The organism is Pseudomonas sp. S34 (assembly GCF_009866745.1).
Lineage (GTDB): Bacteria > Pseudomonadota > Gammaproteobacteria > Pseudomonadales > Pseudomonadaceae > Aquipseudomonas > Aquipseudomonas jessenii.
Map to the genome: position 1 here is coordinate 2,754,214 of NZ_CP019398.1, position 22,765 is coordinate 2,776,978.

General features: G+C 61.5%; 20 protein-coding genes. 7 read left to right on the forward strand and 13 right to left on the reverse strand.

From position 1 onward, the window contains the following. Positions 1 to 50 precede the first annotated feature (50 nt). Positions 51 to 2,651, reverse strand: a complete 2,601-nt coding sequence (gene acnB / locus PspS34_RS12350) for a bifunctional aconitate hydratase 2/2-methylisocitrate dehydratase (protein WP_090454986.1) — start codon at positions 2,649 to 2,651, stop codon at positions 51 to 53. 458 nt (positions 2,652 to 3,109) lie between these two features. On the opposite strand from acnB, the gene PspS34_RS12355 reads away from it, so the two are divergent. After that, the gene (locus tag PspS34_RS12355; RefSeq protein ID WP_057715064.1) at positions 3,110 to 3,580 is read left to right on the forward strand and encodes a DUF1289 domain-containing protein; all 471 of its coding nucleotides are present in this window, start codon (positions 3,110 to 3,112) and stop codon (positions 3,578 to 3,580) included. 129 nt (positions 3,581 to 3,709) lie between these two features. On the opposite strand, the gene PspS34_RS12360 is transcribed toward PspS34_RS12355, so the two are convergent. Next, positions 3,710 to 4,573 carry a universal stress protein gene (locus tag PspS34_RS12360; protein WP_154860137.1) on the reverse strand — a complete coding sequence of 288 codons (864 nt, stop codon included), beginning with the start codon at positions 4,571 to 4,573 and terminating at the stop codon, positions 3,710 to 3,712. A gap of 162 nt (positions 4,574 to 4,735) precedes the next feature. Here PspS34_RS12360 and miaE point away from each other — a divergent pair, with 162 nt between their 5' ends. Beyond that, entirely contained in the window at positions 4,736 to 5,344 is a 609-nt protein-coding gene (miaE, locus tag PspS34_RS12365; protein ID WP_090454987.1) for a tRNA isopentenyl-2-thiomethyl-A-37 hydroxylase MiaE, read from the forward strand. A gap of 152 nt (positions 5,345 to 5,496) precedes the next feature. Here miaE and PspS34_RS12370 read toward each other — a convergent pair whose 3' ends face one another. The 3 genes from PspS34_RS12370 to PspS34_RS28800 all read right to left on the reverse strand — a co-directional run bounded on the left by PspS34_RS12370 (position 5,497) and on the right by PspS34_RS28800 (position 8,529). Then, positions 5,497 to 7,746: a TonB-dependent siderophore receptor gene (locus PspS34_RS12370; protein ID WP_159389824.1), complete on the reverse strand. Its 2,250-nt coding sequence runs from the start codon at positions 7,744 to 7,746 to the stop codon at positions 5,497 to 5,499. 102 nt (positions 7,747 to 7,848) lie between these two features. Next, positions 7,849 to 8,343 carry a GFA family protein gene (locus PspS34_RS12375; protein ID WP_159389825.1) on the reverse strand — a complete coding sequence of 165 codons (495 nt, stop codon included), beginning with the start codon at positions 8,341 to 8,343 and terminating at the stop codon, positions 7,849 to 7,851. 51 nt (positions 8,344 to 8,394) lie between these two features. Continuing rightward, positions 8,395 to 8,529 (reverse strand): hypothetical protein, encoded by a 135-nt coding sequence (locus PspS34_RS28800; protein ID WP_256355696.1) that lies wholly within the window; start codon positions 8,527 to 8,529, stop codon positions 8,395 to 8,397. 241 nt (positions 8,530 to 8,770) lie between these two features. On the opposite strand from PspS34_RS28800, the gene PspS34_RS12385 reads away from it, so the two are divergent. The 3 genes from PspS34_RS12385 (at position 8,771) to PspS34_RS12395 (ending at position 11,980) form a co-directional block, all read left to right on the forward strand. Continuing rightward, positions 8,771 to 9,655 (forward strand): LysR substrate-binding domain-containing protein, encoded by an 885-nt coding sequence (locus PspS34_RS12385; RefSeq protein WP_090454991.1) that lies wholly within the window; start codon positions 8,771 to 8,773, stop codon positions 9,653 to 9,655. Positions 9,656 to 9,755: 100 nt separating this feature from the next. Beyond that, a complete protein-coding gene (gene aguA / locus PspS34_RS12390; protein ID WP_154908917.1) occupies positions 9,756 to 10,880 on the forward strand; it encodes an agmatine deiminase in 1,125 nt (374 codons plus the stop codon). A 2-nt stretch (positions 10,881 to 10,882) separates the two neighbouring features. Continuing rightward, positions 10,883 to 11,980 carry an extracellular solute-binding protein gene (locus tag PspS34_RS12395; protein ID WP_154947012.1) on the forward strand — a complete coding sequence of 366 codons (1,098 nt, stop codon included), beginning with the start codon at positions 10,883 to 10,885 and terminating at the stop codon, positions 11,978 to 11,980. 132 nt (positions 11,981 to 12,112) lie between these two features. Here the strand turns inward: PspS34_RS12395 and PspS34_RS12400 are convergent, their stop codons facing one another. The 5 genes from PspS34_RS12400 to PspS34_RS12420 form a co-directional block, all read right to left on the reverse strand. Then, positions 12,113 to 12,730 carry a DNA-3-methyladenine glycosylase gene (locus PspS34_RS12400; protein WP_154860132.1) on the reverse strand — a complete coding sequence of 206 codons (618 nt, stop codon included), beginning with the start codon at positions 12,728 to 12,730 and terminating at the stop codon, positions 12,113 to 12,115. Positions 12,731 to 12,734: 4 nt separating this feature from the next. Beyond that, complete coding sequence (locus PspS34_RS12405) at positions 12,735 to 13,547, reverse strand: isocitrate lyase/phosphoenolpyruvate mutase family protein (RefSeq protein WP_159389826.1); 813 nt, start codon at positions 13,545 to 13,547, stop codon at positions 12,735 to 12,737. A gap of 36 nt (positions 13,548 to 13,583) precedes the next feature. Further along, positions 13,584 to 14,666: a bifunctional transcriptional activator/DNA repair protein Ada gene (locus tag PspS34_RS12410; RefSeq protein ID WP_090457860.1), complete on the reverse strand. Its 1,083-nt coding sequence runs from the start codon at positions 14,664 to 14,666 to the stop codon at positions 13,584 to 13,586. Positions 14,667 to 14,852: 186 nt separating this feature from the next. Further along, positions 14,853 to 15,473 carry a LysE family translocator gene (locus tag PspS34_RS12415; RefSeq protein WP_057715056.1) on the reverse strand — a complete coding sequence of 207 codons (621 nt, stop codon included), beginning with the start codon at positions 15,471 to 15,473 and terminating at the stop codon, positions 14,853 to 14,855. Between the two features lie 91 nt (positions 15,474 to 15,564). Beyond that, on the reverse strand, positions 15,565 to 16,461 hold the full coding sequence (locus tag PspS34_RS12420) for a DMT family transporter (RefSeq protein ID WP_159389827.1): 897 nt from the start codon (positions 16,459 to 16,461) through the stop codon (positions 15,565 to 15,567). A gap of 89 nt (positions 16,462 to 16,550) precedes the next feature. On the opposite strand from PspS34_RS12420, the gene PspS34_RS12425 reads away from it, so the two are divergent. Further along, positions 16,551 to 17,882: a PLP-dependent aminotransferase family protein gene (locus PspS34_RS12425; protein ID WP_154860129.1), complete on the forward strand. Its 1,332-nt coding sequence runs from the start codon at positions 16,551 to 16,553 to the stop codon at positions 17,880 to 17,882. Positions 17,883 to 17,973: 91 nt separating this feature from the next. Continuing rightward, positions 17,974 to 18,561, forward strand: a complete 588-nt coding sequence (locus tag PspS34_RS12430; protein WP_159389828.1) for a LysE family translocator — start codon at positions 17,974 to 17,976, stop codon at positions 18,559 to 18,561. 175 nt (positions 18,562 to 18,736) lie between these two features. On the opposite strand, the gene PspS34_RS12435 is transcribed toward PspS34_RS12430, so the two are convergent. From PspS34_RS12435 to PspS34_RS12445, 3 genes are all read right to left on the reverse strand, one after another. Then, entirely contained in the window at positions 18,737 to 19,570 is an 834-nt protein-coding gene (locus tag PspS34_RS12435) for an AraC family transcriptional regulator (protein ID WP_159389829.1), read from the reverse strand. A 33-nt stretch (positions 19,571 to 19,603) separates the two neighbouring features. Then, entirely contained in the window at positions 19,604 to 20,107 is a 504-nt protein-coding gene (locus tag PspS34_RS12440; protein WP_154860127.1) for a VOC family protein, read from the reverse strand. 103 nt (positions 20,108 to 20,210) lie between these two features. After that, positions 20,211 to 22,700, reverse strand: a complete 2,490-nt coding sequence (locus PspS34_RS12445; protein ID WP_159389830.1) for a TonB-dependent siderophore receptor — start codon at positions 22,698 to 22,700, stop codon at positions 20,211 to 20,213. Positions 22,701 to 22,765 lie beyond the last annotated feature (65 nt).

The following is a 22,765-nucleotide window of genomic DNA, read 5'->3' on the forward strand; positions in this document are numbered from 1 at the left end:
AAAACGCCGCTCATCTCACGATGGGCGGCGTTTTTCATTGCGTTGCAACGTTAGGCTTGAACGACCGGGATGTTGGCGTTCGCAGCAGCTTCACGGAACTCGGCGATCTGGTCGAAGGACAGGTAGCGGTAGACATCGGCCGCCATGCTGTCGATCTTGCCAGCGTATTCCATGTACTCCTCGACGGTCGGCAGGCGACCCAGGATGGAAGCCACGGACGCCAGCTCGGCCGAAGCCAGGTAGACGTTCGCGCCGTCACCCAGACGGTTCGGGAAGTTACGGGTCGAAGTCGACACTACAGTCGAGTTCGGCTCTACACGTGCCTGGTTACCCATGCACAGCGAGCAGCCTGGCATTTCCATGCGAGCGCCGGCCTTGCCGTAGATGCCGTAGTAGCCTTCTTCGGTCAGCTGGTGAGCGTCCATTTTGGTCGGCGGCGACAGCCACAGACGGGTTGGCAGCTGACCCTTGACCTGTTCCAGCAACTTGCCGGCGGCGCGGAAGTGACCGATGTTGGTCATGCACGAGCCGATGAACACTTCGTCGATCTTCTCGCCAGCAACGCTGGAGAGCAGGCGAGCGTCGTCCGGGTCGTTCGGCGCGCAGAGCACAGGCTCCTTGATGTCGGCCAGGTCGATCTCGATGACTTCGGCGTATTCGGCGTCTTTGTCGGCTTCCAGCAGCTCAGGGTTGGCCAGCCAGGCTTCCATTGCTTGAGCGCGACGTTCCAGAGTACGTGCATCGCCGTAGCCTTCGCCGATCATCCAGCGCAGCAGGGTGATGTTGGACTGCAGGTATTCGGCAATCGACTCTTTGGACAGCTGGATGGTGCAACCGGCAGCCGAACGTTCAGCCGAGGCGTCAGACAGTTCGAACGCTTGCTCTACGGTCAGTTTAGGCAGACCTTCGATCTCCAGGATGCGACCGGAGAAGGCGTTCTTCTTGCCTTTCTTCTCTACGGTCAGCAGGCCAGCCTGGATCGCGTAGTAAGGAATGGCGTGAACCAGGTCACGCAGGGTGACGCCTGGCTGCAGTTCGCCTTTGAAGCGAACCAGGATCGACTCAGGCATGTCCAGCGGCATGACGCCGGTGGCTGCGGCGAACGCAACCAGGCCGGAACCGGCCGGGAACGAGATGCCGATCGGGAAACGGGTGTGGGAGTCACCACCGGTACCGACGGTGTCTGGCAGCAGCATGCGGTTCAGCCACGAGTGGATGATGCCGTCGCCCGGACGCAGGGAAACGCCGCCGCGGGTCATGATGAAGTCAGGCAGGGTGTGGTGGGTGGTCACGTCGATCGGCTTAGGGTAAGCCGCGGTGTGGCAGAAGGACTGCATCACCAGGTCGGTCGAGAAGCCCAGGCACGCCAGGTCTTTGAGTTCGTCACGGGTCATTGGACCGGTGGTGTCCTGGGAACCCACGGTGGTCATCTTCGGTTCGCAGTAGGTGCCCGGACGAACGCCGGTCACGCCGCAAGCCTTGCCGACCATTTTCTGCGCCAGGGTGAAACCCTTGGTGCTTTCAGCCGGTGCTTCAGGCTTCTTGAACAGGTTCGAAGGTGGCAGACCCAGTTCGGCGCGAGCCTTTTCGGTCAGGCCACGGCCGATGATCAGCGGGATACGGCCGCCAGCGCGAACTTCGTCCAACAGCACCGGAGTCTTCATTTCGAAGGTGGTCAGGACTTCGTCGGTGCCGTGCTTGCAGACTTTGCCAGCATGCGGGTACAGGTCGATCACGTCGCCCATGTGCATGTTGGAAACATCGAATTCGATTGGCAGTGCGCCGGCATCTTCCATGGTGTTGTAGAAGATCGGAGCGATTTTGCTGCCGAAGCAGAAACCGCCGGCACGCTTGTTCGGTACATAAGGAACGTCGTCGCCGAAGAACCACAGTACGGAGTTGGTCGCCGATTTACGCGAAGAACCGGTACCGACCACGTCACCGACGTAGGCGATAGGGAAACCGGCGTTGCGCATTTCTTCGATCTGCTTCATCGGACCGGTGACGCCTTGTGCGTCAGGCACGATGCCGTCGCGAGCCATTTTCAGCATGGCCAGGGCGTGCAGCGGGATGTCTGGACGGGACCAGGCATCAGGAGCAGGGGACAGGTCGTCGGTGTTGGTTTCGCCGGTGACCTTGAACACGCGCAGGCTGATCTTGTCGGCCAGGGTCGGGCGCTTCACGAACCACTCGCCGTCAGCCCAGGATTGCAGCACGCCTTGGGCGTGAACGTTACCGTTCTTGGCTTTTTCAGCGACGTCGTGGAAGGCGTCGAACATCAGCAGGGTGTGCTTGAGTTCTTCGGCCGCTACTGGAGCCAGTTCGGCGTCGTCCAGCAGGTTAACCAGCGTCACGATGTTGTAGCCGCCCTGCATGGTGCCGAGCAGTTCAACAGCGCGCTTCTTGTCGATCAGGGGGGATTTGGCTTCGCCTTTGGCGATGGCGGACAGGAAGCCGGCCTTTACATAGGCTGCTTCGTCCACTCCAGGCGGAACGCGATTGGTGATCAGGTCAACGAGGAATGCTTCTTCGCCAGCCGGGGGATTTTTCAGCAGCTCGACCAGGCCTGCAGTTTGTTCGGCGTTTAGCGGCTGGGGAACGATACCCAGTGCTGCGCGCTCTTCGATATGTTTGCGGTAGGCTTCAAGCACAGTTATTACCCTCATCAGTGGTCCCAAATGGGTGTCCGGGACGCTCATCCCGAAATTGCCGTACTCATGCGCTGCATGGCGTTGTGAGCCACTTAGCCAGAATTACCGACAATTCCTTACAGAAGCTGCTTTCAAAGTTTTACGCCTGCAGAACGGGAGCTGATGAGGGTTGGCGTTGGGCTTTTCCCCGCTGGAAAAACCCCTCGCCAACACCGCTCTGAAGGAACGACTGTGCTCGTGACGCTTTGAAAACAGCTTCTAACGGACATTGGCGCCTAAAAAGGCAGGCTGATTCTACGGCAAAAAAAAATTAAAGGTAAGTCAGTGTTTATTGGACTTTGGTGGTGGCGGTCACCAGAGCCCGATTCTCCACAGGCCCTGAACTTTGAGGGGTGATCAATGGCCGACAAAGGGCTAACATGCCGGCCTGTTCTGCTTTTTCGCGTTTTTGCCTATCTATGCCCAATCAGACCATCAAGACTCCCTGCGTCGGCCTCTGCTCCACTGTTTACGGTGACCTGGTGTGCCGTGGCTGCAAGCGTTTCCACCACGAAGTGATCCACTGGAACGGTTACAACGAGGAAGAAAAGCGCGCGGTATGGCTGCGTCTTGAGCAGTTGCTGTCACAGGTGATGGCCGCCAAGGTGGAAATTTTCGATCCGGCGCTGCTCCGAATGCAGCTGGAGCAGCGCAAGATCCGCTTCGTGCCCCATCAGTCGGAATATTGCTGGGCCTACCAGTTGATCGCGCGCGGTGCGCGGGTGATCAACAACCTGGAAGCCTACGGGATGGTGCTGCTGCCGGAGTTTCGCGAGTGGAACCTGCCGGAATTGCGCGACGCCATTGATCGGGAATTTTTCCTGCTCTCCGAAGCCCATTACCAGCGCTATATTGCGCCGGGGTTCCTGCAAGACGCCTTTGGCGGCTGAACTTTAAAAGCTTCGCGAGCAAGCCCGCTCCCACATTTATCCTCGGTCGAACACAAAGTTTGTGTCTGCTGAAGATCCAGTGTGGGAGCGGGCTTGCTCGCGAAGACGACCTTTCAATCACCACAAATCTCAATGCTTGTCCGCAATCTCCTCGAGATGATCCGCCACTTCCATCGGCTTGAGCACCAGCACATCGCTCTCGACCGCATCGAGCACCACTTCCGCCGTATTGCCGATCAACGCCCCTGACAACCCGCTGCGCGCTACGGTGCCGATCACCGTCACCGCTGCCTGCAGTTTGTGCACCATGAACGGAATCAGCACATCCGCCGGGCCTTCCTCGATGTGCAGGTGGTCATCGTCGATGTCGAATTCCGCCTGGAACGCCTTGCACTGTTCGCGATAGCGCGCCTGGATGGTTTCGCTCAGTTGAAACGTCGGGTCGGCCGCCGACAGCATCGGCGACGGGTGGGCGCTGATCACGTGCAGGCGGGCCTTGGCCAGGGTTGCGATGTCATAACCATGATCGATGATGGTGTTGTGCAGGTGGCGATGCTCCTGGTCGGAGTTGCCAACGTCGATGGCTGCCAGGATCACTTTGTCTTTCCATGAATCGGCGGTTTTCACCAGCAGCACCGGAGTCGGGCAGGACCGCAACAGCTTCCAGTCCTGCGGGGTCAGCAGGGCTTTTTTCAATGGGCTGTCGGGGAAGTGCTGCTTGACCACCAGGCCGCAACCTTCGGCTTGCTGCACATCGACGATGGTTTGGTGTTGGCTGTCGTTCCAGGCCTGCTCGGTGGTGACGCTGTAGCCGTCCTCCGTCAAAGCGGCCTTGAGCACACCCAACATGCCACTGTGATCATGCTTGGGGTCGCACACCAGCAGATGCAACTGCGCCTGGGTCACACCGGCGATCAACTTCGCCCGTTTGAGCGCCAGGCTTTCCGAGTGCTCGGGTTCGATGACCACCAGAATGCTGCGAATGGCTTGCATGAGCGGGATCTCCTGAAAATGAAAAAGCACGGCGTTGCACAACTATAGTTGCTGTCGGCGATTCGGGGACTTGATGCATATCAACGGTCGGCGACTGGTGGTCTGCGGGCAGGCCGGTATAATCGGCGCCCTTCGTTTTGAACCTATTTTTCCGTGAGCCCCATGATCCTTCCCGAAATTCACGAGTTCCTTGGCTGCCGCACCCCCGACGGCTGGATCCAGGCCGCGCTGGCCGATCAGGAAACCCTGCTGATCGACCACAAGAACTGCGAATTCAAGGCCGCCAGCACCGCGTTGAGCCTGATCGCCAAGTATCACTCCCACGTCGATCTGATCAACATGATGTCGCGTCTGGCCCGGGAAGAACTGGTGCACCACGAACAGGTCATGCGCCTGATGAAACGGCGCAAGATCGAACTGCGCCAGCTGTCCGCCGGGCGCTATGCGTCGGGGCTGCGCAAGGTGGTGCGCAGTCACGAGCCGGTGAAACTGGTGGACACCCTGGTGGTCGGCGCCTTCATCGAAGCCCGCAGTTGCGAGCGTTTCGAAGCGCTGGTGCCGCACCTGGACGAAGAACTGGGCAAGTTCTATTTCGGTCTGCTCAAGAGCGAGGCCAGGCATTTCCAGGGTTACCTGAAGCTGGCCTACCAATATGGGGACGCCAAGGACATCGCCCAGGTGATCGACAGGGTCCGTGCCGCCGAGCAGGAACTGATCGAATCCCCGGATGTGGAATTTCGCTTCCATAGCGGCATACCGGCTGCGGCATGAACACCGCAACCCATTGTGGGAGCGAGCTTGCTCGCGATGACGGATCAGGCAGTCACACCTGAGGTGGCTGACAGTCCGCTATCGCGAGCAAGCTCGCTCCCACAGGTTCCGGTGTTAACTGACAGGTATCAGTTTTCTGGCGGGCGCTCAGCTTAGAAATCCCACTTGGTGGTCAACATCACGTTGCGTGGTTCGCCGTAGTACGTGGTGTCGAAGTTGCCCAGGCCCGTCAGGTAGCGTTTGTCGAAGACGTTGTTGGCGTTGACGGTGAAGCTCAGGTTTTCGTTGAACTGATAGCGGCTCATCAGGTCGACGAGGGTGTAGCCACCTTGCTTGATGCGGGTGTCGCCGCCCGTTGTCGGGCTGTAGATCTTGCCGTAGAACGCGCTCTGCCAGCTGATACCGCCACCGATGGTCACCTGATCCAGTGCGCCGGGCAGGCGGTAGGTGGTGAACGTACGCACGACATGTTCCGGTTTGGAGGTCGCCAGCGGGAAGCCAAAGATGCGCTGTTCATCAGCGTCACGGGTGCGGGCGTAGGTATAGCCGGCCGACAGGTTCCAACCTTCGGCCGCTTCACCGGCCAGTTCCAGTTCCACACCTTTGGTGGTTGCGCCGTCGATGGCTTTGTAGATGCCTTCGTTGGTGACCGGGTTGGTACCGATCGATTCGGCGACGTTGTCTTGCTCGATGCGGAAGAAGGCCAGGCTGGCGTTCAGTCGCCCGTCGAAGTAAGCGGCTTTCAGGCCGGCTTCGTAACTGGCGCCTTCGACCGGTGCCAGGGTCGAACCGGTGGCATCCTTGTAGGTTTGTGGCTGGTAGATGCTGGTGTAGCTGGCGTATGCAGAATAGGTGTCGTCCAGGTCATAGACCACACCGGCATAGGGCGTGACCACGCCATGTTCCTTGTAGCTGGCATGGGTGTCATCGAGTCCCGCACCCGGATAGTACGAATAATCCTCGTTGTACTTGAAGGTGCTCAGGCGGCTGCCGAGGATGATCGACAGATCGTCGGTTGCGTGCAGGCGCGTGGCCAGGTACAGGCCATTCTGGCTTTGGGTGCGTTCGTACTTGCCGTTTTTCGGGAAGTTCTGTTCCGGCAGATCGCCGCTCCAGTCGTAGATGCTGCCCGGGACCAATTCGAAGGCGCTGGTGTCGTAGGTCGCGCCGGTCTGGCGCGAGTGGGAAGCCATGAAGCCAGCCACCAGTTCATGCTCGCGGCCTCCCAGGGTGAAGGGGCCAGTGACGTTCACGTCAGCGGTGTTTTGCACGCGATGACCTTCCCAGCGACCCCAGTACAGGAACATGCCTTCACCGGTGGCGCGGTCCGGGTTGCCGCCGCTGGCCGAGGCCAGGCGAGTGTCGTGGTCGGTGGTTTTCTGGTCGACGCTGGCCTTGAACTTCCAGTCGTTGGCCAGAGCCTGTTCCAGGGAGGCGAAGTAAGTGATGTCGTCGAAGTCGCGACGACTCCAGTCGGCGCCCGGGTTGAAGTGACGGGGGAAGTCGGTACGGCCTCCGTCCGAGAAGTACACCGGGTTGCCGGTCCAGGACGAGCCTCGCGGGGTGGTGCTTGACTTGTCGACGCCGAAGGTCAGCAGGGTGTCGGGTGTCAGATCGGCTTCGAGGATGCCGTAGAACAGGTCTTTCTTCTGGCTGTAATGATCCTGGTAGGAGTTCTTGTCGGAATAAGCGCCGACAAAGCGGCCACGCACACTGCCGGAATCGTTCAGCGAACCGGAAATATCGCCGACGCTGCGATAGGCGTCCCAGTAACCGACGGTGCCGCTGATCGACGCCTTGAATTCCTTGGTCGGCTTCTTGCGGATCAGGTTGACGGTGGCGGACGGGTCGCCCGAACCGGTCATCAGGCCGGTCGCACCCTTGACGATTTCGATGCGGTCCAGGCTGGACGCGTCGTCGCCGTTGTTAGGGTTTTCACCGTAGACACCGTCATACGGAATGTTCACGCCGTCGTACTGGAAGTTGGTGATGGCAAAGCCGCGGGCGGAAAACTCGGTGCGGTCACTGTCGTACTTCTGCGTCGAAATGCCGGGGGTGTTGCGTAGCGCGTCGCCGATGCTCTGCACACCGCGGTCGTCCATCTGCTGACGGGTAATGACGGTCACCGATTGCGGCGTTTCGCGGATCGACAGGGGCAGGCCGGTGGCCGTGGATGTTGAACCGGTGGTGTAGGAGTGGGTGCCTTCGGTGGTAGCGCCCAGCGCCTGGCCGGAAATGGTCGTTGCGCCCAGTTGCAGTACGCCGTCGTCCCGGGCCGAGTTCTTTTCGGCATCGGTTTCAGCGGCGTGGACAACGGGTACAAGGCTCAGCAGGGTGGCAGGCAGGGCCAGCGCCAGAGGGCACAAGGCAAAACGGAAACGGGCGACAAGCGGGTGCGACATGGGGATCCCTTTGCATCGAATCGATCGGTAGTTGAAGTGCTTCTGAGGGGTTGACCGAACGAAAAACGCAAAGGGGAACTGCCGTATGAAAAAAACTGATAATTATTCTCGGCAGGCCAGGCCGAGACGCTCATGCCACTGGGCGATGGATTCCTCGGGGTACTGATCGAACTGTTGATCCCCGGGCTGCGCCTGGACCTCCACCCACGGCGCTTTTGAACCGAGCATCAGGTGCGTGTGCTCCGGCGGCACCGGCAGCGGCGTGTCGATGGCCGAGGCAAAGGGGTGAATCAACTCAGGCCACTCCGGGCTGAATAGCCACAGAGCCGTTGCGCAGACCGAGCAGAAATGCCGCTCGGCCGTGCTGCTGTGGGCGCGCTTGTCGTCTTGTTCCTTGAGCCGCGCATGGTAAATCGCGATGTGTTTGCGCCCGCGAACCTTGAGGCTGGCGGCATCGCCACCGAGGTTGATCGCATAGCCGCCACCGCCCTGTGTCTTGCGGCAGATCGAGCAGTAGCAACGCTGGTAAGGGTAGGGGTGGGCGCTGGTCAAACTGAACGACACCGCGCCGCAATGGCAGGAACCTTCGAGATGCATGGGAGCCTCCGGCTGACTTGAGCGTACCCTGAACAGCCTAGACCGTAAGGGCTACTCGACCGGCACCAGAATCGCGTCGCCGGTCGCCACCAGTTTCAATTGACCGGCTGTTTGCGCGAACAGCTCGGCGCGGGCAAATACCTGTTTCTTGCCGGCCTTCACCACTCGGCCCCGGGCGATGAACACTTCACCGATCGCAGGTGCCCGCGCCGGGTTTGGGGGAGTGTCATCGTTGATCAGTCAGCGTGATAGGTCGTTGGATTTGTGGTGAATGGGCCGGCCTATTCGCGAGCAAGCCCGCTCCCACAGGGGTATTGCGTTCCAAGTGTGGGAGCGGGCTTGCTCGCGAAGAACGATAACGCGGTCCCACTGGACGCCCACGAAAGGCCAAGTCAGCATGTCCCCCTCGAAACCGGGACATGACCTGATGCGACGATTACCCTCCCTGGCAGCCCTGCGAACCTTCGAATGCGCCGCCCGTCACGCCCATTTCGGTCGGGCGGCGGCCGAGTTGTGTGTCACCGACAGCGCGGTCAGCCACCAGATTCGCCAACTCGAAGAGCAACTCGGTGTGCCGCTGTTCGTGCGCGAGGGCCGGCAGATTCGCCCGACCCTGGCCGCCGGGCGCCTGATGCAAAGTTTGCAGCAGGCTTTCGAACTGATTGGCGATGCCTGCGATGAACTGCGCGACCCTTCATCCCTGGCGGTATTGCGTCTGGCGGTTACCGCCGAGCTGGCGCAAAAGTGGCTGATGAGTCGTCTCACGGATTTCTACGCGCGTTACCCGCACATCACCTTGCATCTGTACGAACAGCCGATCGACGCCACGGCGCCCGGGGAAGACATCGACCTGGCGATCACCTACGGCACCGGCCCGGTGGACAGCACCGCGTATTTCGTCCGGCCGCTGCCTGCGTTGCAGTTCTTCCCGGTGTGCAGCCCCGGCCTGTTCAACCAGGGCACCCTGAAAACCCCGAAGGACCTGGCCCGCCACTGTCTGCTGCACGACGACCAGGACGGCAAGACCTGGACCGCGTGGCTTACCAGCCATGCCGGTGACCAGCGCCCTGATCGTCAACTGTATTTCGCCCACGCCGGGCTGGCACTGGAGGCCGCGGCCCAAGGGCAGGGCGTGGCCATGGGCGACAACTTGACGGCCCAGGAAGATTTGCTCAGCGGGCGGCTGGTACGGCCGTTCACCTCGAGCATGACCGCGCTGGGCCAATATGCGCTGGTGTGCGAGCGGCTGCGGCTGGAGCGTCCGGCGGTGGCGCAAATGCTGGAATGGTTCAACGATCAGTTGCTCGATTGATGAGTTGAATTCAAGTATTCCGAAATAATCATCGTTGGCGAGCCAGTCGCTGTCGCCCTTAGCCTGTGGTCATTCCAATCCCCGCTGAAGAGGTTTGACCATGGCCCGTTTGCTCGACACCACTCCCAAACAGGACGGTTTCCGTCTGCCCGGCGAATTCGAAGCCAAGTCCGGTTGCTGGCTCGGCTGGCCGGAGCGTACCGACGTCTGGCGCAACGGTGCCAAGCCGGCGCAGAAAGTCTGGGTGCAGATCGTCACCGCCATTTCCATGAGCGAACCGGTCACCGTGTGCGCCTCGGCGGCACAGTTCGCCACCGCGCGCCGCCAGTTGCCGCCGCAAGTACGCGTGGTCGAAATGACCTGCAACGACACCTGGTTCCGCGACAGCGGCCCGTGTTTTGTGGTCAATGACCAGCGTGGTGAAGTGCGCGGCGTCGACTTCGAATTCAACGCCTACGGCGGCCTCGACGGCGGCTTGTACTATCCGTGGGACAAGGACGACCAGATCGCCGGCAAGATCCTCGAAATCGAACGCTTCGACCGCTATCGCGCACCGTTGATCGCCGAACTGGGCGGCATCCAGAGCGATGGCCAGGGCAGCATCCTGACCACTGAGCAATGCCTGCTCAACCGCAATCGCAACCAGCACCTGGGCAAGGACGAAGTCACCCGCCGCCTGACCGATTACCTCGGCGCCGAGCAGGTGATCTGGCTGCCGCGGGGCTGCAAGTTCGATGAAACCGACGGCCACGTCGACGACCTCGCGTGCTTCGTGCGCCCCGGTGAAGTGGTGTTGCAATGGACCGACAACCGCGACGATCCGCAGTGGGAGATCTATCAGGAAGCCTACGACATCTTGCGCAGCACCCGCGACAGTCGTGGCCGCGAGTTGATCGTGCACAAGCTGCCGCAGCCGGAGGTGCTGGAGTGGACCGCCGAAGAAGCCGAAGGCCTGGACCGGCAGGACAGCACCCATACCCGCCAGGCCGGGACGAAAATCTGCGCGTCGTACATCAACTACTACGCCGGTAACAGCTCCATCGTGGTGCCGCTGTTTGGTGATCGCAACGACAAAGTGGCGCTGGCGACCCTGGCCGAGCTGTTCCCGCAACACAGCATCGTCGGCATCGAAAACTCCCGGGAAATCCTCCTCGGTGGCGGCAACGTCGCGTGCATCACCATGCCGCAGTACGCCGTCACCGCCAACAACAAAAGGGGAGCGTGATCGTGGGCCTGCACAAACTGACTCAAGCAATACTGCTGGTGCTTGCACCCCTGTGTGTGCAGGCTGCCGACGCCGCCAAACCGGTGGTCAACCTCTACATCTGGGGCGAGTACCTGGCCCCGGACACCTTGAAGAATTTTGAAGCGAAAACCGGCATCCATGTGGTGGTCGACCACTTCGACTCCCTGGAAACCGTCGAGACCAAGCTGCTCACCGGCCGCAGTGGCTACGATCTGGTGCTGACGGCGGGGCAGCATCTGTCCCGGGCCATCGAGAGTGGCGCGGTGCAGACGGTCGACAAGCAGCAACTGCCGCACTTTGCCGGCGTCGGCGAGGAGTTCCGCCAGCACATGGCGGTGTTCGACCCGGGCAACCGCTATGCCGGGATCTACGCCTGGGGCACCACGGGTGTGGGGTATCAGGAACAGGCTGTCAAACAGCGCCTGCCCGACGCGCCGACCGACAGTTGGGCGATGCTGTTCGATCCGGCCGTGGTCTCGAAGTTCGCCGATTGCGGGGTCAGCTTGCTCAACGATCCCAACGAAGTGTTTGCGGCGGTCATGAAGTACATGGGCCTGGACATCAACCGCCAGAACCTCGATGACCTGAAGTTGGCCGAGCAGCAACTGGCGAAGATTCGTCCGTACATCCGCTACTTCGACAACGACCTGAACATCAGCGACCTGGCCAACGGCAACACCTGCGTGGCGATGTCGTGGAACGGCAACGTGGCCATTGCGGCGGGCCAGGCCGAGGCGGCGGGCAAGCCATATTCGCTGAAGTACCGGATTCCGAAGGAGGGCACGTTGATCTGGTTCGATGCCATGGTCATTCCCAAGGACGCGCCGCATCCGCAGGCCGGCCTGGCGTTGATGGATTACCTGATGACCCCGCAAGTGATCGCGCCGATCACCGACACCATCCACTACGCCAATGCTATTACGGCGGCGGACGGCTTGATCGACCCGGCGATTCGCAACGATCCGGGGACGTATCCGCCGGCCGCGGTCCGGGCTTCGCTGTACAGCAAGAATGACAATGGCAAGGCATTCAACCGGGCGTTGATCAGGGCGTTCAGTCGGTTGAAGTCGGGGTTGTGACTGGTCCTTGATGGTGTGTTGACTGGACTGACGTCTTCGCGAGCAAGCCCGCTCCCACATTTAACCGAGTTCTGACATGGGAATGCGGTCGAATGTGGGAGCGGGCTTGCTCGCGAAAAACGATAACGCGGTCTATTTGTTTGGCACCCGCCACAAATACCAGGAGGCCACCGTCCGATAAGGACTCCACCCCAACCCGATCTCGATCATCTGCTTGCGCGTCGGCTGCACCTCCAGGCCCTTGAGTCGCCTATAGCCCTCACGCACGCCAAAGTCATCGGCCGGCAGGATATCCGGCCGCTCCAGGCTGTAGATCAGCAGCATCTCCACGGTCCAGCGGCCCACGCCGCGCAACGTGATCAGGCGTTCGATCAGTGCTTCATCGTCCATGGCCAGCGCCGTGGCGTAATCGGGCACCACGCCGTCCAGCGACGCCTGGGCGATGCCCTGAATGGTCGCGATCTTGCTCGCGGAAAATCCGCAACTGCGCAGTTGGTCGAAATCGGTCGCGACGATCTGTTCAGGCTTGGGAAACGCACCCGAACCGAACAGTGCCAGCAGCCGGCCGACAATCGCATCGCCGGCCTTGGCGTGCAGTTGCTGATAGGCAATCGCCCGCACCAGCGACTCATAGGGATCACGGGCCGCATGCGGCTGGTGCAGGCACGGGCCGACGGCGTCGATGTGGCGGCGCCAGTCGTCATCGATGGCCGCCAGGAACTCACTGGCCGCCTGATAGCCGTCGGCCATGGGCTCAGGCTTTCCCGGACGGTTTCAAGAGGGCGTTCACTTCGCCATAGGTGAGGGCCTTCAGGTCGTGGGTATCGAACTTGCCGGTTTGCAGAAAGCTTTTGGCGATGCCGGCCATGGCACCGTAGAGGAATTCGGCGATGCCTGAACCTGCGGACAGGCGGCGCACACCAAGTTCTTTGAGCACTTCGGGTGACGGCAGGCCTGGGAAGCCAAGCACATTCAACGGCAGTGAGGTGCCGTGGCACAGCGCCTTGATCTCGTACTCCGCGGTAACGCCCGCGGCAAACAGGCCATTGGCACCGGCCGCCTGATACAGCGCGGCGCGCCTGAGGGTTTCGGCGACGCGATCTTCGGCAGGCACCAGACCCCGAAGATAAACATCGGTGCGCGCATTGATGAACAGGTTCACGTTACGTCGATCGGCCACCTGGCGTGCGGTTTCAATCTTGCGTACCAGTAATTCCGGCGGCGAGGAGCCGTCCTCGATATTGATTCCGACAGCGCCGGCGGCAATCACGGCGTCAACCACTGTTGCCACCCGTTCCAGGTCATCGGAATAACCGGCTTCGATGTCCACGGTCAGTGGCACCGAAATGACCCGGGCAATCGACTCGACCGTCGAGACCAGGCGCTCAAGGGGCAGGGTGTTGCCGTCCGGATAGCCATGTACCCAGGCCACCGCCGCACTGCTGGTGGCGACGGCCTTGCTGCCCAGTTGCTCCACCAGCCGCGCACCGGCGGCATCGGCGACGTTGGTGAGGATCAGCAAACCCTCGTGATGCAGTTGGTGCAGTTGATTGTCGAGCCTGTCCATCGAGTTTCCTTCCTTATGAAAAAACTGTGGGGGGGATCAGAACGCCAGCTGCTCCGTGAGCTGCACCGCTGCGTTTTCCAGCCTGAGCAGAAACGCCTTGCGCGGCTGGCCTCCAGCGTAGCCGGTCAACGAGCCGTCGGCGCCGATCACCCGGTGGCAGGGCACGACAATCGATAAGCGGTTATGCCCGTTGGCCAGGCCCACCGCCCGACTGGCACCGGGCTTGCCCAGAATCGCCGCAATGGCGCCGTAGGTGGTGGTCCGGCCGTAAGGGATCTTCGCCAGTTCAGCCCAGACCCGGCGGGAGAACTCGCTACCGGGCATGTGCAAGGCCACGCTGAACTCAGTGAGCGTACCGGCGAAATACGCGGACAACTGCTCTTCGATCTGCTGCAAATGCGCGTTGTGCCCCGGTGCCACGGCATAACCGAAACGGTTTTGCAGCGCCTGGACCGAAGGGTTCAGCGAGGCCTGATCGAGAAACTCCAGCAGCACCAGCCCACGCCGTTCGGCCATGGCGATCATCGGCCCCAGGGGTGTGGTCAGGCGCGTGAACAGCAGCGGCTCGCTGTTGGCCGCCCGGCCCGGGGTGATGTGAAAGGATTTTTGAAAGGCATCGCGAAAACCGCTCAGGGACTCGTAGCCGGAATCGAAGGCGACGTCATCGATGGAGTCGCCCTGTTTGATCCCGCCCAACGCCATGCCCAGGCGCCGGGTGCGCAGCCAGGCGTGGAAGGTCATGCCGAAATGCTGCTTGAACCAGCGACGCAGTTTCAGTGGTTCGATGCCTTCAGCCAGTAGCCGGGCGTCGGTCCAGCGCTGTTCCGGGTCGGCGTCTACCGACTTGAACAGTTTCTGCACCCAGTCCGGCGCGCTGGCGGCGGTGTCCAGCGGTTTGCAGCGCTTGCAGGCGCGATAGCCCGCCGCCAGGCATTGTTCGGCGCTGGCAAAGAACTCGACGTTCGCAGGCTTCGGGCTGCGGGCGGTGCAACCGGGACGGCAGAAGATGCCTGTGGTCTTGACCGCCGTGAAAAACACCCCCTCGTAGGAGGTGTCTCGTTCGAGCATGGCGCGAACCATCTCGGCACGGGGCGGTAGAAGCGTTTTTTGTAGGTTCATGGGCCCAGCATAGATCGCGTCATGGGCGACCTCCACCGGAAAATCGACAGCGAATTTCCAGTCGAAAGGTGATTCCAACCTGTGGGAGCGGGCTTGCTCGCGAATACATAGTGTCAGTCGAAATTGAGGTGACTGACACTACGCCTTCGCGAGCAAGCCCGCTCCCACATGGGTAAAACATCTACTTCAGGCGCGTCTGGCCATCAGAAGTACCGAAGCCGCTGCCGACAACAACCCGGCGCAGCAGCGGTTGAACATCCGCTTGCCCGATGGCCTGGCGAACCAGCGGCGCATGTGCAGGCCCATGTAGGCGTAAGCGCCGATGGCGACCCATTCCAGCACCAGAAACAGCGCGCCCAACACCACGAACTGCGGCGCAATGGCGTGGGTCGAGTCGACGAATTGCGGCAGGAACGCGGTGAAAATCAGGATGGCCTTGGGGTTGCCGGCCGCGACCAGGAATTCCTGCCGGGCCAGCGCCAGCGTGCCCACGGGCGCTGAGGTGACCACGTTTTCCACACCCGGATCTGCGCGCCACAATTGCCAGGCGAGGTAGAACAGGTATGCCGCGCCAAGGATCTTGATGGCGTAGAACAGCAGCTCAGAGGTTTGCAGCACCACCGCCAGCCCCGCCGAGGCCAGGGCAATCATCCCGGCGAACGCCAGCAACCGGCCGATGCCGGCCACGCACGCGGTACGGTAGCCATAGCGGGTCGAATTGCTGACCGACAACAGGTTGTTGGGGCCTGGCGCCATGTTGAGGGCAAAACAGGCCGGCAGAAACAGGGTGAGGGTGGCGAGGTCCATGGTGGGCTCCTGTAGCAAGAGCGCTATTTTTATCACGGCTCACCCTTGGCCAGACCCATACAGTCATGGGCGCAAACCACCGTACACGGGGTTATCTGGCGAACTTTTTCGCCCCGGTGACGCAGAGGATCACGGCGACGGTGACACCCAGCATGCCGAGGCTGACATGCTCATGCAGCAGGGTGGCGGCCAGGGTCAGCCCGAAAAACGGCTGAAGCAGCTGCAATTGCCCGACGGCGGCGATGCCCCCTTGGGCCAGGCCGCGATACCAGAACACGAAACCGATCAGCATGCTGAACAGCGAGACGTAAGCCAGGCTGAACCAGGCCGGCGTGCTGATGCCGGTGAACGAAGCCGGCATGCGCATCCAGCTGAGCACGGCCACGACCGGCAGCGACAGCACCAGCGCCCAGCTAATCACCTGCCAGCCACCGAGGGTGCGCGACAGTTTCGCGCCTTCGGCATAACCCAGGCCGCAGGCGAGGATGGCCAGCAGCATCAGGATGTCGCCTTGGGGGGAGGCGGTCAGCCCTTGGGACAGGGCAAACCCGACCACCAGCAGGCTGCCCAGCACCGAGAAAATCCAGAACGCCGCCCTTGGCCGCTCGCCGCCGCGCAGAACGCCAAACACCGCTGTTGCCAGGGGCAACAGGCCGACGAAGACAATGGAGTGCGCGGAAGTCACGTATTGCAGCGCCAGCGCGGTCAACAGGGGAAAGCCGATGACCACGCCCAGGGCGACGATCATCAACGGAATCAGTTGCTGGCGCGCCGGGCGTTTTTCCTTGAATAACCACAGCAGGCACAACGCCAGGACCGCCGCGATGGTCGCGCGCGCAACCGTCAGGAACACGGGGTCAAACTCCAGCACCGCCACCCGTGTCGCCGGCAGCGAGCCGCTGAAGATCACCACGCCGATCAGGCCGTTGATCCAGCCGCTGGTGCTGCTGTCCAGCGTCCGGGGTTGCAGGTTCGAGGTCCGTTCCATTTGGCTCACGCTCATTGTCTGATTGCACGAAACTCATCCTATGAGCGACTATCGATACAATCAAAAAATTGTCATGGATACATCTCGACATGCCGCGATCCCGCTATAAAACCCTGGTAGATGCCTTTGCCGCCGACATCCGCTCCGGGCATCTGCCGCCCGGCACGCGCCTGCCGACTCACCGGCAACTGGCAACCGAGCACGGTCTGGCGCTGGTCACCGCCAGCCGGGTGTATGCCGAGCTGGAGGGTATGGGCCTGGTCAGCGGCGAAACCGGACGCGGGACCTTTGTCAGGGAGACCTCGCTGCCGCCGGGGCAGGGCATCTCGCAGCACGTGGTGGCAGCGGGGATGATCGACCTGAATTTCAACTACCCGTCATTGCCCGGTCAGGCCGACCTGTTGCGCACTGCCTTGCGTCAACTGGCGTTGTCCGGGGACCTTGAATCCCTCCTGCGCTATCAGCCTCACGCGGGACGCCTGCACGAGCGGGCCTCGGTCGCGCGCCATCTGCTTGATCGAGGGCTGAGCGTGCCGGCTGAACAGGTGTTGATCGTCAGCGGCGCTCAGCATGGCCTGGCGGTGGCGATGATGTCGCTGCTCAAGCCTGGTGATGTGATCGCCGCCGATGCGCTGACCTATCCCGGTTTCAAGACGCTGGCCGAAACCCTGCATCTGGAAGTCTTGCCCATTCCGGTCACGGATACCGGGCCTGATCTGCCCGCACTGGAAAAACTCTGTCGCAGCCGATCGGTACGGGCCGTGTACTCGATGCCGACCTTGCATAACCCGCTGGGCTGGGTGATGGACGCCGGTCAGCGCGAGCAACTGGTGGCGATAGCGCGCCAGCATGACCTGACGATCATCGAGGATGCCGCCTACGCGTTCCTGGCTGAAAACGTACCGCCACCGTTGGCCGAGCTGGCGCCGGAGAGGACGGTGTATGTGTCCGGTCTGTCGAAGAATGTCGCCACCGGGCTGCGCGTCGGTTTCATCGCCGCACCGGCGCAATGGGTCGCAGCGTTCGAGCGCACGATCATGGCGACCACCTGGAACACTCCCGGCGTTGTGACCGCCATCGCCACGGCCTGGCTCGACGATGGCACCGTCAGCCAACTGGAATCGCAAAAGCGTGCAGACGCCCGGGCCCGGCAAGCCCTGGCCCGCGAGATGCTGGCAGGGCTCAGGACCATCAGTCATCCCAATTCCTACTTCATCTGGCTGCCGTTGGCGGAGGACGCCCGGGCCGACCAGATCGCCATGGCACTGATGCGCGAGCAGGTGTCGGTGTCGCCGGCCGAGCCTTTTGCGATTTCGGCCCACGTGCCGCACGCGATACGCCTGGCGTTGGGTTCGGTGGACATGGACTCGTTGCGCACTGCCTTGAGCAAAGTGAAAAACATCGTCAGTTATTACTCGTAGCGAGGCCGGGAAGGGTAGTTTTCTTCAATACGCGAACCGGTGGGGTCTTTACCTTGAGGGCCTTGTTCAACTCGATGGAAGAAGGTGTGCAATGAGTCTGATGATGTCCATGGCAGCGTTTGCGCTGGTCGCGTCCATCACGCCGGGGCCGGTCAACATTGTGGCGTTGAGTTCCGGCGCGCGGTTTGGCTTCCGGGCCAGCCAGCGTCACGTGGCCGGGGCCACCCTGGGGTTTGTTTTGCTGTTGGTGCTGATGGGGCTGGGCCTGCATGAGTTGTTGCAACGATGGCCGGCACTGACGCAGGGGGTGCAATGGGCAGGCGTGGCGTTTCTGTTGTACATGGCCTTCAAGCTGGCGGCCGACAATGGGCAGGTGCAAGCCGGCGAATCGGCGCAGGCGCCGTCGATGCTGTATGGCGCAATCATGCAATGGCTCAACCCGAAAGCCTGGCTGGCCTGCGTGGCCGGCATGGGCGCGTTTGTCGCCGATGGCGAGGCACGCCTGGTTTGGCAATTCGCCGCGATTTACCTGGTGATCTGCTATGTGTCGGTCGGTTGCTGGGCGTATGCCGGGACATTTCTGCGCGGCTTCCTGAACAACCCGGCGGGGATGCGCCTGTTCAATCGCGCCATGGCGCTGCTGCTGGTGGTGAGCGCGGTGTACCTGTTGCTGCCGTAACGGCAGTCACTGCAGGTTTTGTGGCGAGGGGGCTTGCCCCCGTTCGGCGGCGCAGCCGTCGTAAATCCTGCATGCAATGTATGTCTGAAAGAACGTCGGGGGCCGCTTCGCAGCCCAACGGGGGCAAGCCCCCTCGCCACAGGGGAGTCAGGCTCAAGAGCATCTTTGTGTTGCCTCAGCCCCGATACTGCCCCGGTGTCGCCGCCAGGTGTTGTTTGAATGCCCGTTGAAAATGCGCCTGATCGGCGAACCCCGCTTCCAGTGCCACGTCCGCAATCAGTTTGCCGCTGCGCAATTGATCCTGGGCGAACTGGATGCGCCGGTTCACCAGGAACGCGTGGGGCGTCATGCCGTAATGCTGTTTGAAGGCGCGGATCAGGTAGGACGGTGACAGTTGCGCCGCCTCGCATATGTCTTCGAGCTTGAGGGTTTGCGTGCAGTGGTCGCGGATGTAATCGGCAGCACGCTCCAGCTTGAAATTGGGTTCGCGCAGCGGCTGATCGACCGGGTTGAACCGGAGCTGAACCTCGGTAAAGAACTCCACGGCCACGCTGTGTTTGCGCAGCACGTCTTGCTGTGGATCGACCAGTACCTCATACAAGCCCGCGAGGCCGGCAAACAGGTTGGCGTCCCGGGTATGGGTCACTGAAAAGCGGCGAAACGCCGCGTCATCGCTGAACCCGAGCTGATGCTGCAAATCGGTCAGCCACGGCGTATCGACGTACAGCATCAGGTACGACCAGGGTTGGTCTTCGATCGGGTTGCAGGCGTGGACGTCACCGGGGTTCATCAGCACGACAGTGCCGACGCTGACCTCGAACGCCGACTGCTCATGGAGATAGGTGCTGCGCCCGGCGGTGATCGCTCCGATGGAAAAGTGCTCGTGGGCATGCCGTGTGTAGCAGACTTCGCGCCCGTCGGCGATGGAGCGGGCTTCGATGAAAGGCAGGGCATCATCGCGCCAGAAGCGCGGGGCCTTGTCGGCGTTCTTGGCAACGGCGTGCTTCATGCTCGCTCCTCGGCAGGTCAGTGCCCGAGTGTATTAGCTCTCGCCGTCAAAGGCTCGTTGCAGTTCGGCGATATCGAGTTTTTTCATCTGCATCATCGCCTGCATGGCTCGTTGGGATTTTTTCGTGTCCGGGTCTTTGATCATGTCCATCATCGCAACGGGGACGATCTGCCATGACAGCCCGAACTTGTCCTTGAGCCAGCCGCATTGCTGGGCCTCGGGCGCGCCGCCGGCCGACAGGCGGCCCCAGAAATGGTCGACTTCTTCCTGGATCTCGCAATTGACCTGAAACGAAACCGCTTCACTGAACGTGAACATCGGCCCGCCGTTGAGACCGGTGAAGCTCTGCCCGTCGAGCTCGAAGCTGACGGTCATGACCGAACCTTCGGGCCGGCCGTGGAATTCGAATCCGGCGTGGCCGTAATGGGTGATGGCGGTGATTTTCGAATGGTCGAAGATCGAGCAATAGAACTTTGCCGCCTCTTCGGCCTGATCGTCGAACCACAGGCAGGGCGTGAGTTTTTGAACACGTTGCATGGCGGGCACTCCTCGGCAGGTTATGCATGCTGGATTACAGCGTAGCCAGCCTGAGTTCGTTCGGCAGTACCGTAGATCGCCAAACACCCGTTTCAGGCCACGATCAGAACGCCCATCGGGTGATCAGTTGTACGGCGCGCGGTTCGCCATAAAACCCGGTGCCAAAGTTGCCAAGCCCGGTGTAGTAGGTTTTATCGAACAGGTTCTTCACGTTCAGTGTGGTGCTCAGGTGCTCGTTGAAGCGATAGCGCGCCATCGCGTCCACCAGGGCGTAACCGGGCTGGGTGATCGTCGTGTACTGACCGAAGTTCACCGTATCGGCGGGGTCGGGACGGAACACATTGCCAAAGAATTCGCTTTGCCAGTTCACGCCTGCACCGACGGTGAGCCTGTCCCAGGGGCCAGGCAGGCGGTAGGTGCTGAATACTCGCACCACTTGTTCCGGTGCAGTGGTTTGCAGCACCGAACCGTAGACGTAATCACCCTTGGCATCGCGGGTGTGGTTATAGGTGTAGCCGGCCGACAGGTTCCAGCCGTCCCGCAACTCGCCGGCCAGTTCGATCTCGAAGCCTTTGGTGGTGGCGCCCTGGACGGCGCGGTACACCGACTCGGTATCAACGCCGCTGACATACTCGGCGATGTTGTCCTGTTCGATGCGGTACAGGGCGAACCTGGTGTTCAGGCGTCCATCGAAGTATTCAGCCTTGATGCCCGCTTCAAGACTTTTGCCTTGTACCGGATCGAGCAGTCGCCGGTTGGCGTCCTTGCTCATTTGCGGCTGATAGATGCTGGTGTAGCTGGTGTACACCGACCAGGTGTCGTCGAAATCATAGACAAGCCCGGCATAAGGCGTGACGACACCGCTCTGGCGATAGCTGTCGCGCAGGTCGGCGGTGTGCGGGTCGCTGTAATCCAGGTCGTCGTGCCCCGAGAAGTCGCTGACACGCGTACCGAGGATCAGCGCCAGGTCATCGACGGGCTTGAGCCGGGTGGCCAGGTAGGCGCCGGTCTGGCGCTGGACAATGTCGTCGGTGCCCACCCGTGGGATCCCGGGTTTCGCAAACTCGCCGCGCCAGTCGAAGATGCTGCCGTCCACTGGCGGGTACACCGAACCGTACACCGGGATGTCCTGGCGCGTGTTCATTGACATGAAACCGACGATCAGTTCGTGATCGCCACCCCATAGGGTGAATGGACCGGTCAGGTTGACGTCGATGTTGTCCTGAACCTGATCGCCCTCGAACTTGCCCATATACATGAACATGCCGTTACCGCTGACCGGGTCCGGGTTGCCACCACTGGCGGAGGCGAGGAAGGTATCGTGCTGGCGGTGTTTGCGGTCGTAACTGACCTTGAGTGCCCAATCGTTGGTCAGTTGCTGCTGCACGGAGGCGAACACCGTCTGGTTGGTGAAGTCGCGACGGCTCCAGTCGGTGGCCGGGTTGAAGGACCGGGAGAAATCGGTGCGCGAGCCGTCGCTGTAGTACATCGGGAAACCGGTCCAGCTGGCACCCCGGGAACGGGTGTCTTGCTGGTCGATACCGACGGTGACAAGGGTGTCCGGGGTCAAGTCGGCTTCGACAATGCCGTAGGCGATGTCCTTGGTGTTGCGGTAGTGATCGGCGTAGGCGCTGCGGTCCTGGTGGACCCCGACCAGACGCCCGCGGACATTTGCGCTGGCGCTCAGCGGGCCGGAAATATCGCCTTCGCTGCGATAGTTGTCCCAGGAGCCGACGGTGCCGGTGACCGAGGCTTTGAATGCCGGGGTCGGGCGCTTGCGAATCAGATTGACGGTTGCCGAGGGATCACCCGCCCCGGTCATCAGGCCGGTCGCGCCTTTGATGATCTCAACGCGGTCGTAGGGTGCCATGTCGGTGCTCGAGGTGCCGTAGTCGTAGACACCGTCGTAGTCGGTATTGACGCCGTCGTACTGGAAATTGGTGATCGGCAAGCCACGACTGGAAAACTCCCAGCGTTCGCTGTCGTAGTTTTGCACGCTGATGCCAGGAGTGCGGCGCAGGACATCGACAATGCTGGTGGCCCCCTGATCGTCCATGAGTTGGCGGGTGATGACCGTGACCGATTGCGGCGTTTCGCGCAGGGACAGCGCCAAGCCAGTGGCTGAAGACGTCGAGCCGACGGTGTAGGCGCGGGAGTCTTCGCTGATCGTCCCGGGTGCCTGCCCGGAAATGTTCGTCGCCCCCAGTTCCAGTGCATCTTGTGTCACGGCTGTGGCCTGCAGCACGTAGCTGCCGGTGCCCTGGCGTTGCGCTTGCAGGCCACTGCCTTGCAGCAGTCGTTGCAACGCTTGCTGCTGGCTGTAGACACCGTCAAGACCAGGGCTGCGTTTGCCGGCCGCGAGGTCATTGTGTCCGGCGAGAAAAATCCCGGCCTGTTCGGCAAAGCGGTTGAGGACGCTCACCAGCGATCCGGCAGCGATGGTGTAATGGCGTGCCTGGCTGCCGGGTTGTTCGCTGTTGACGAGGGGGGCGGCTTGAGTCCGCGACACGTCCAGGCCCGGCAAGACAACCGCCAGAGCCAGCATCAGCGGATGCAAGGCGAAGCGGTTGCGGGTAACGGTGGCGCGCGACATGGGGTTCCCGGGAGTCGGATCAATCGGCAATCGAGGTGCTTGAAGGGTTAACCGGACGAAAAAGG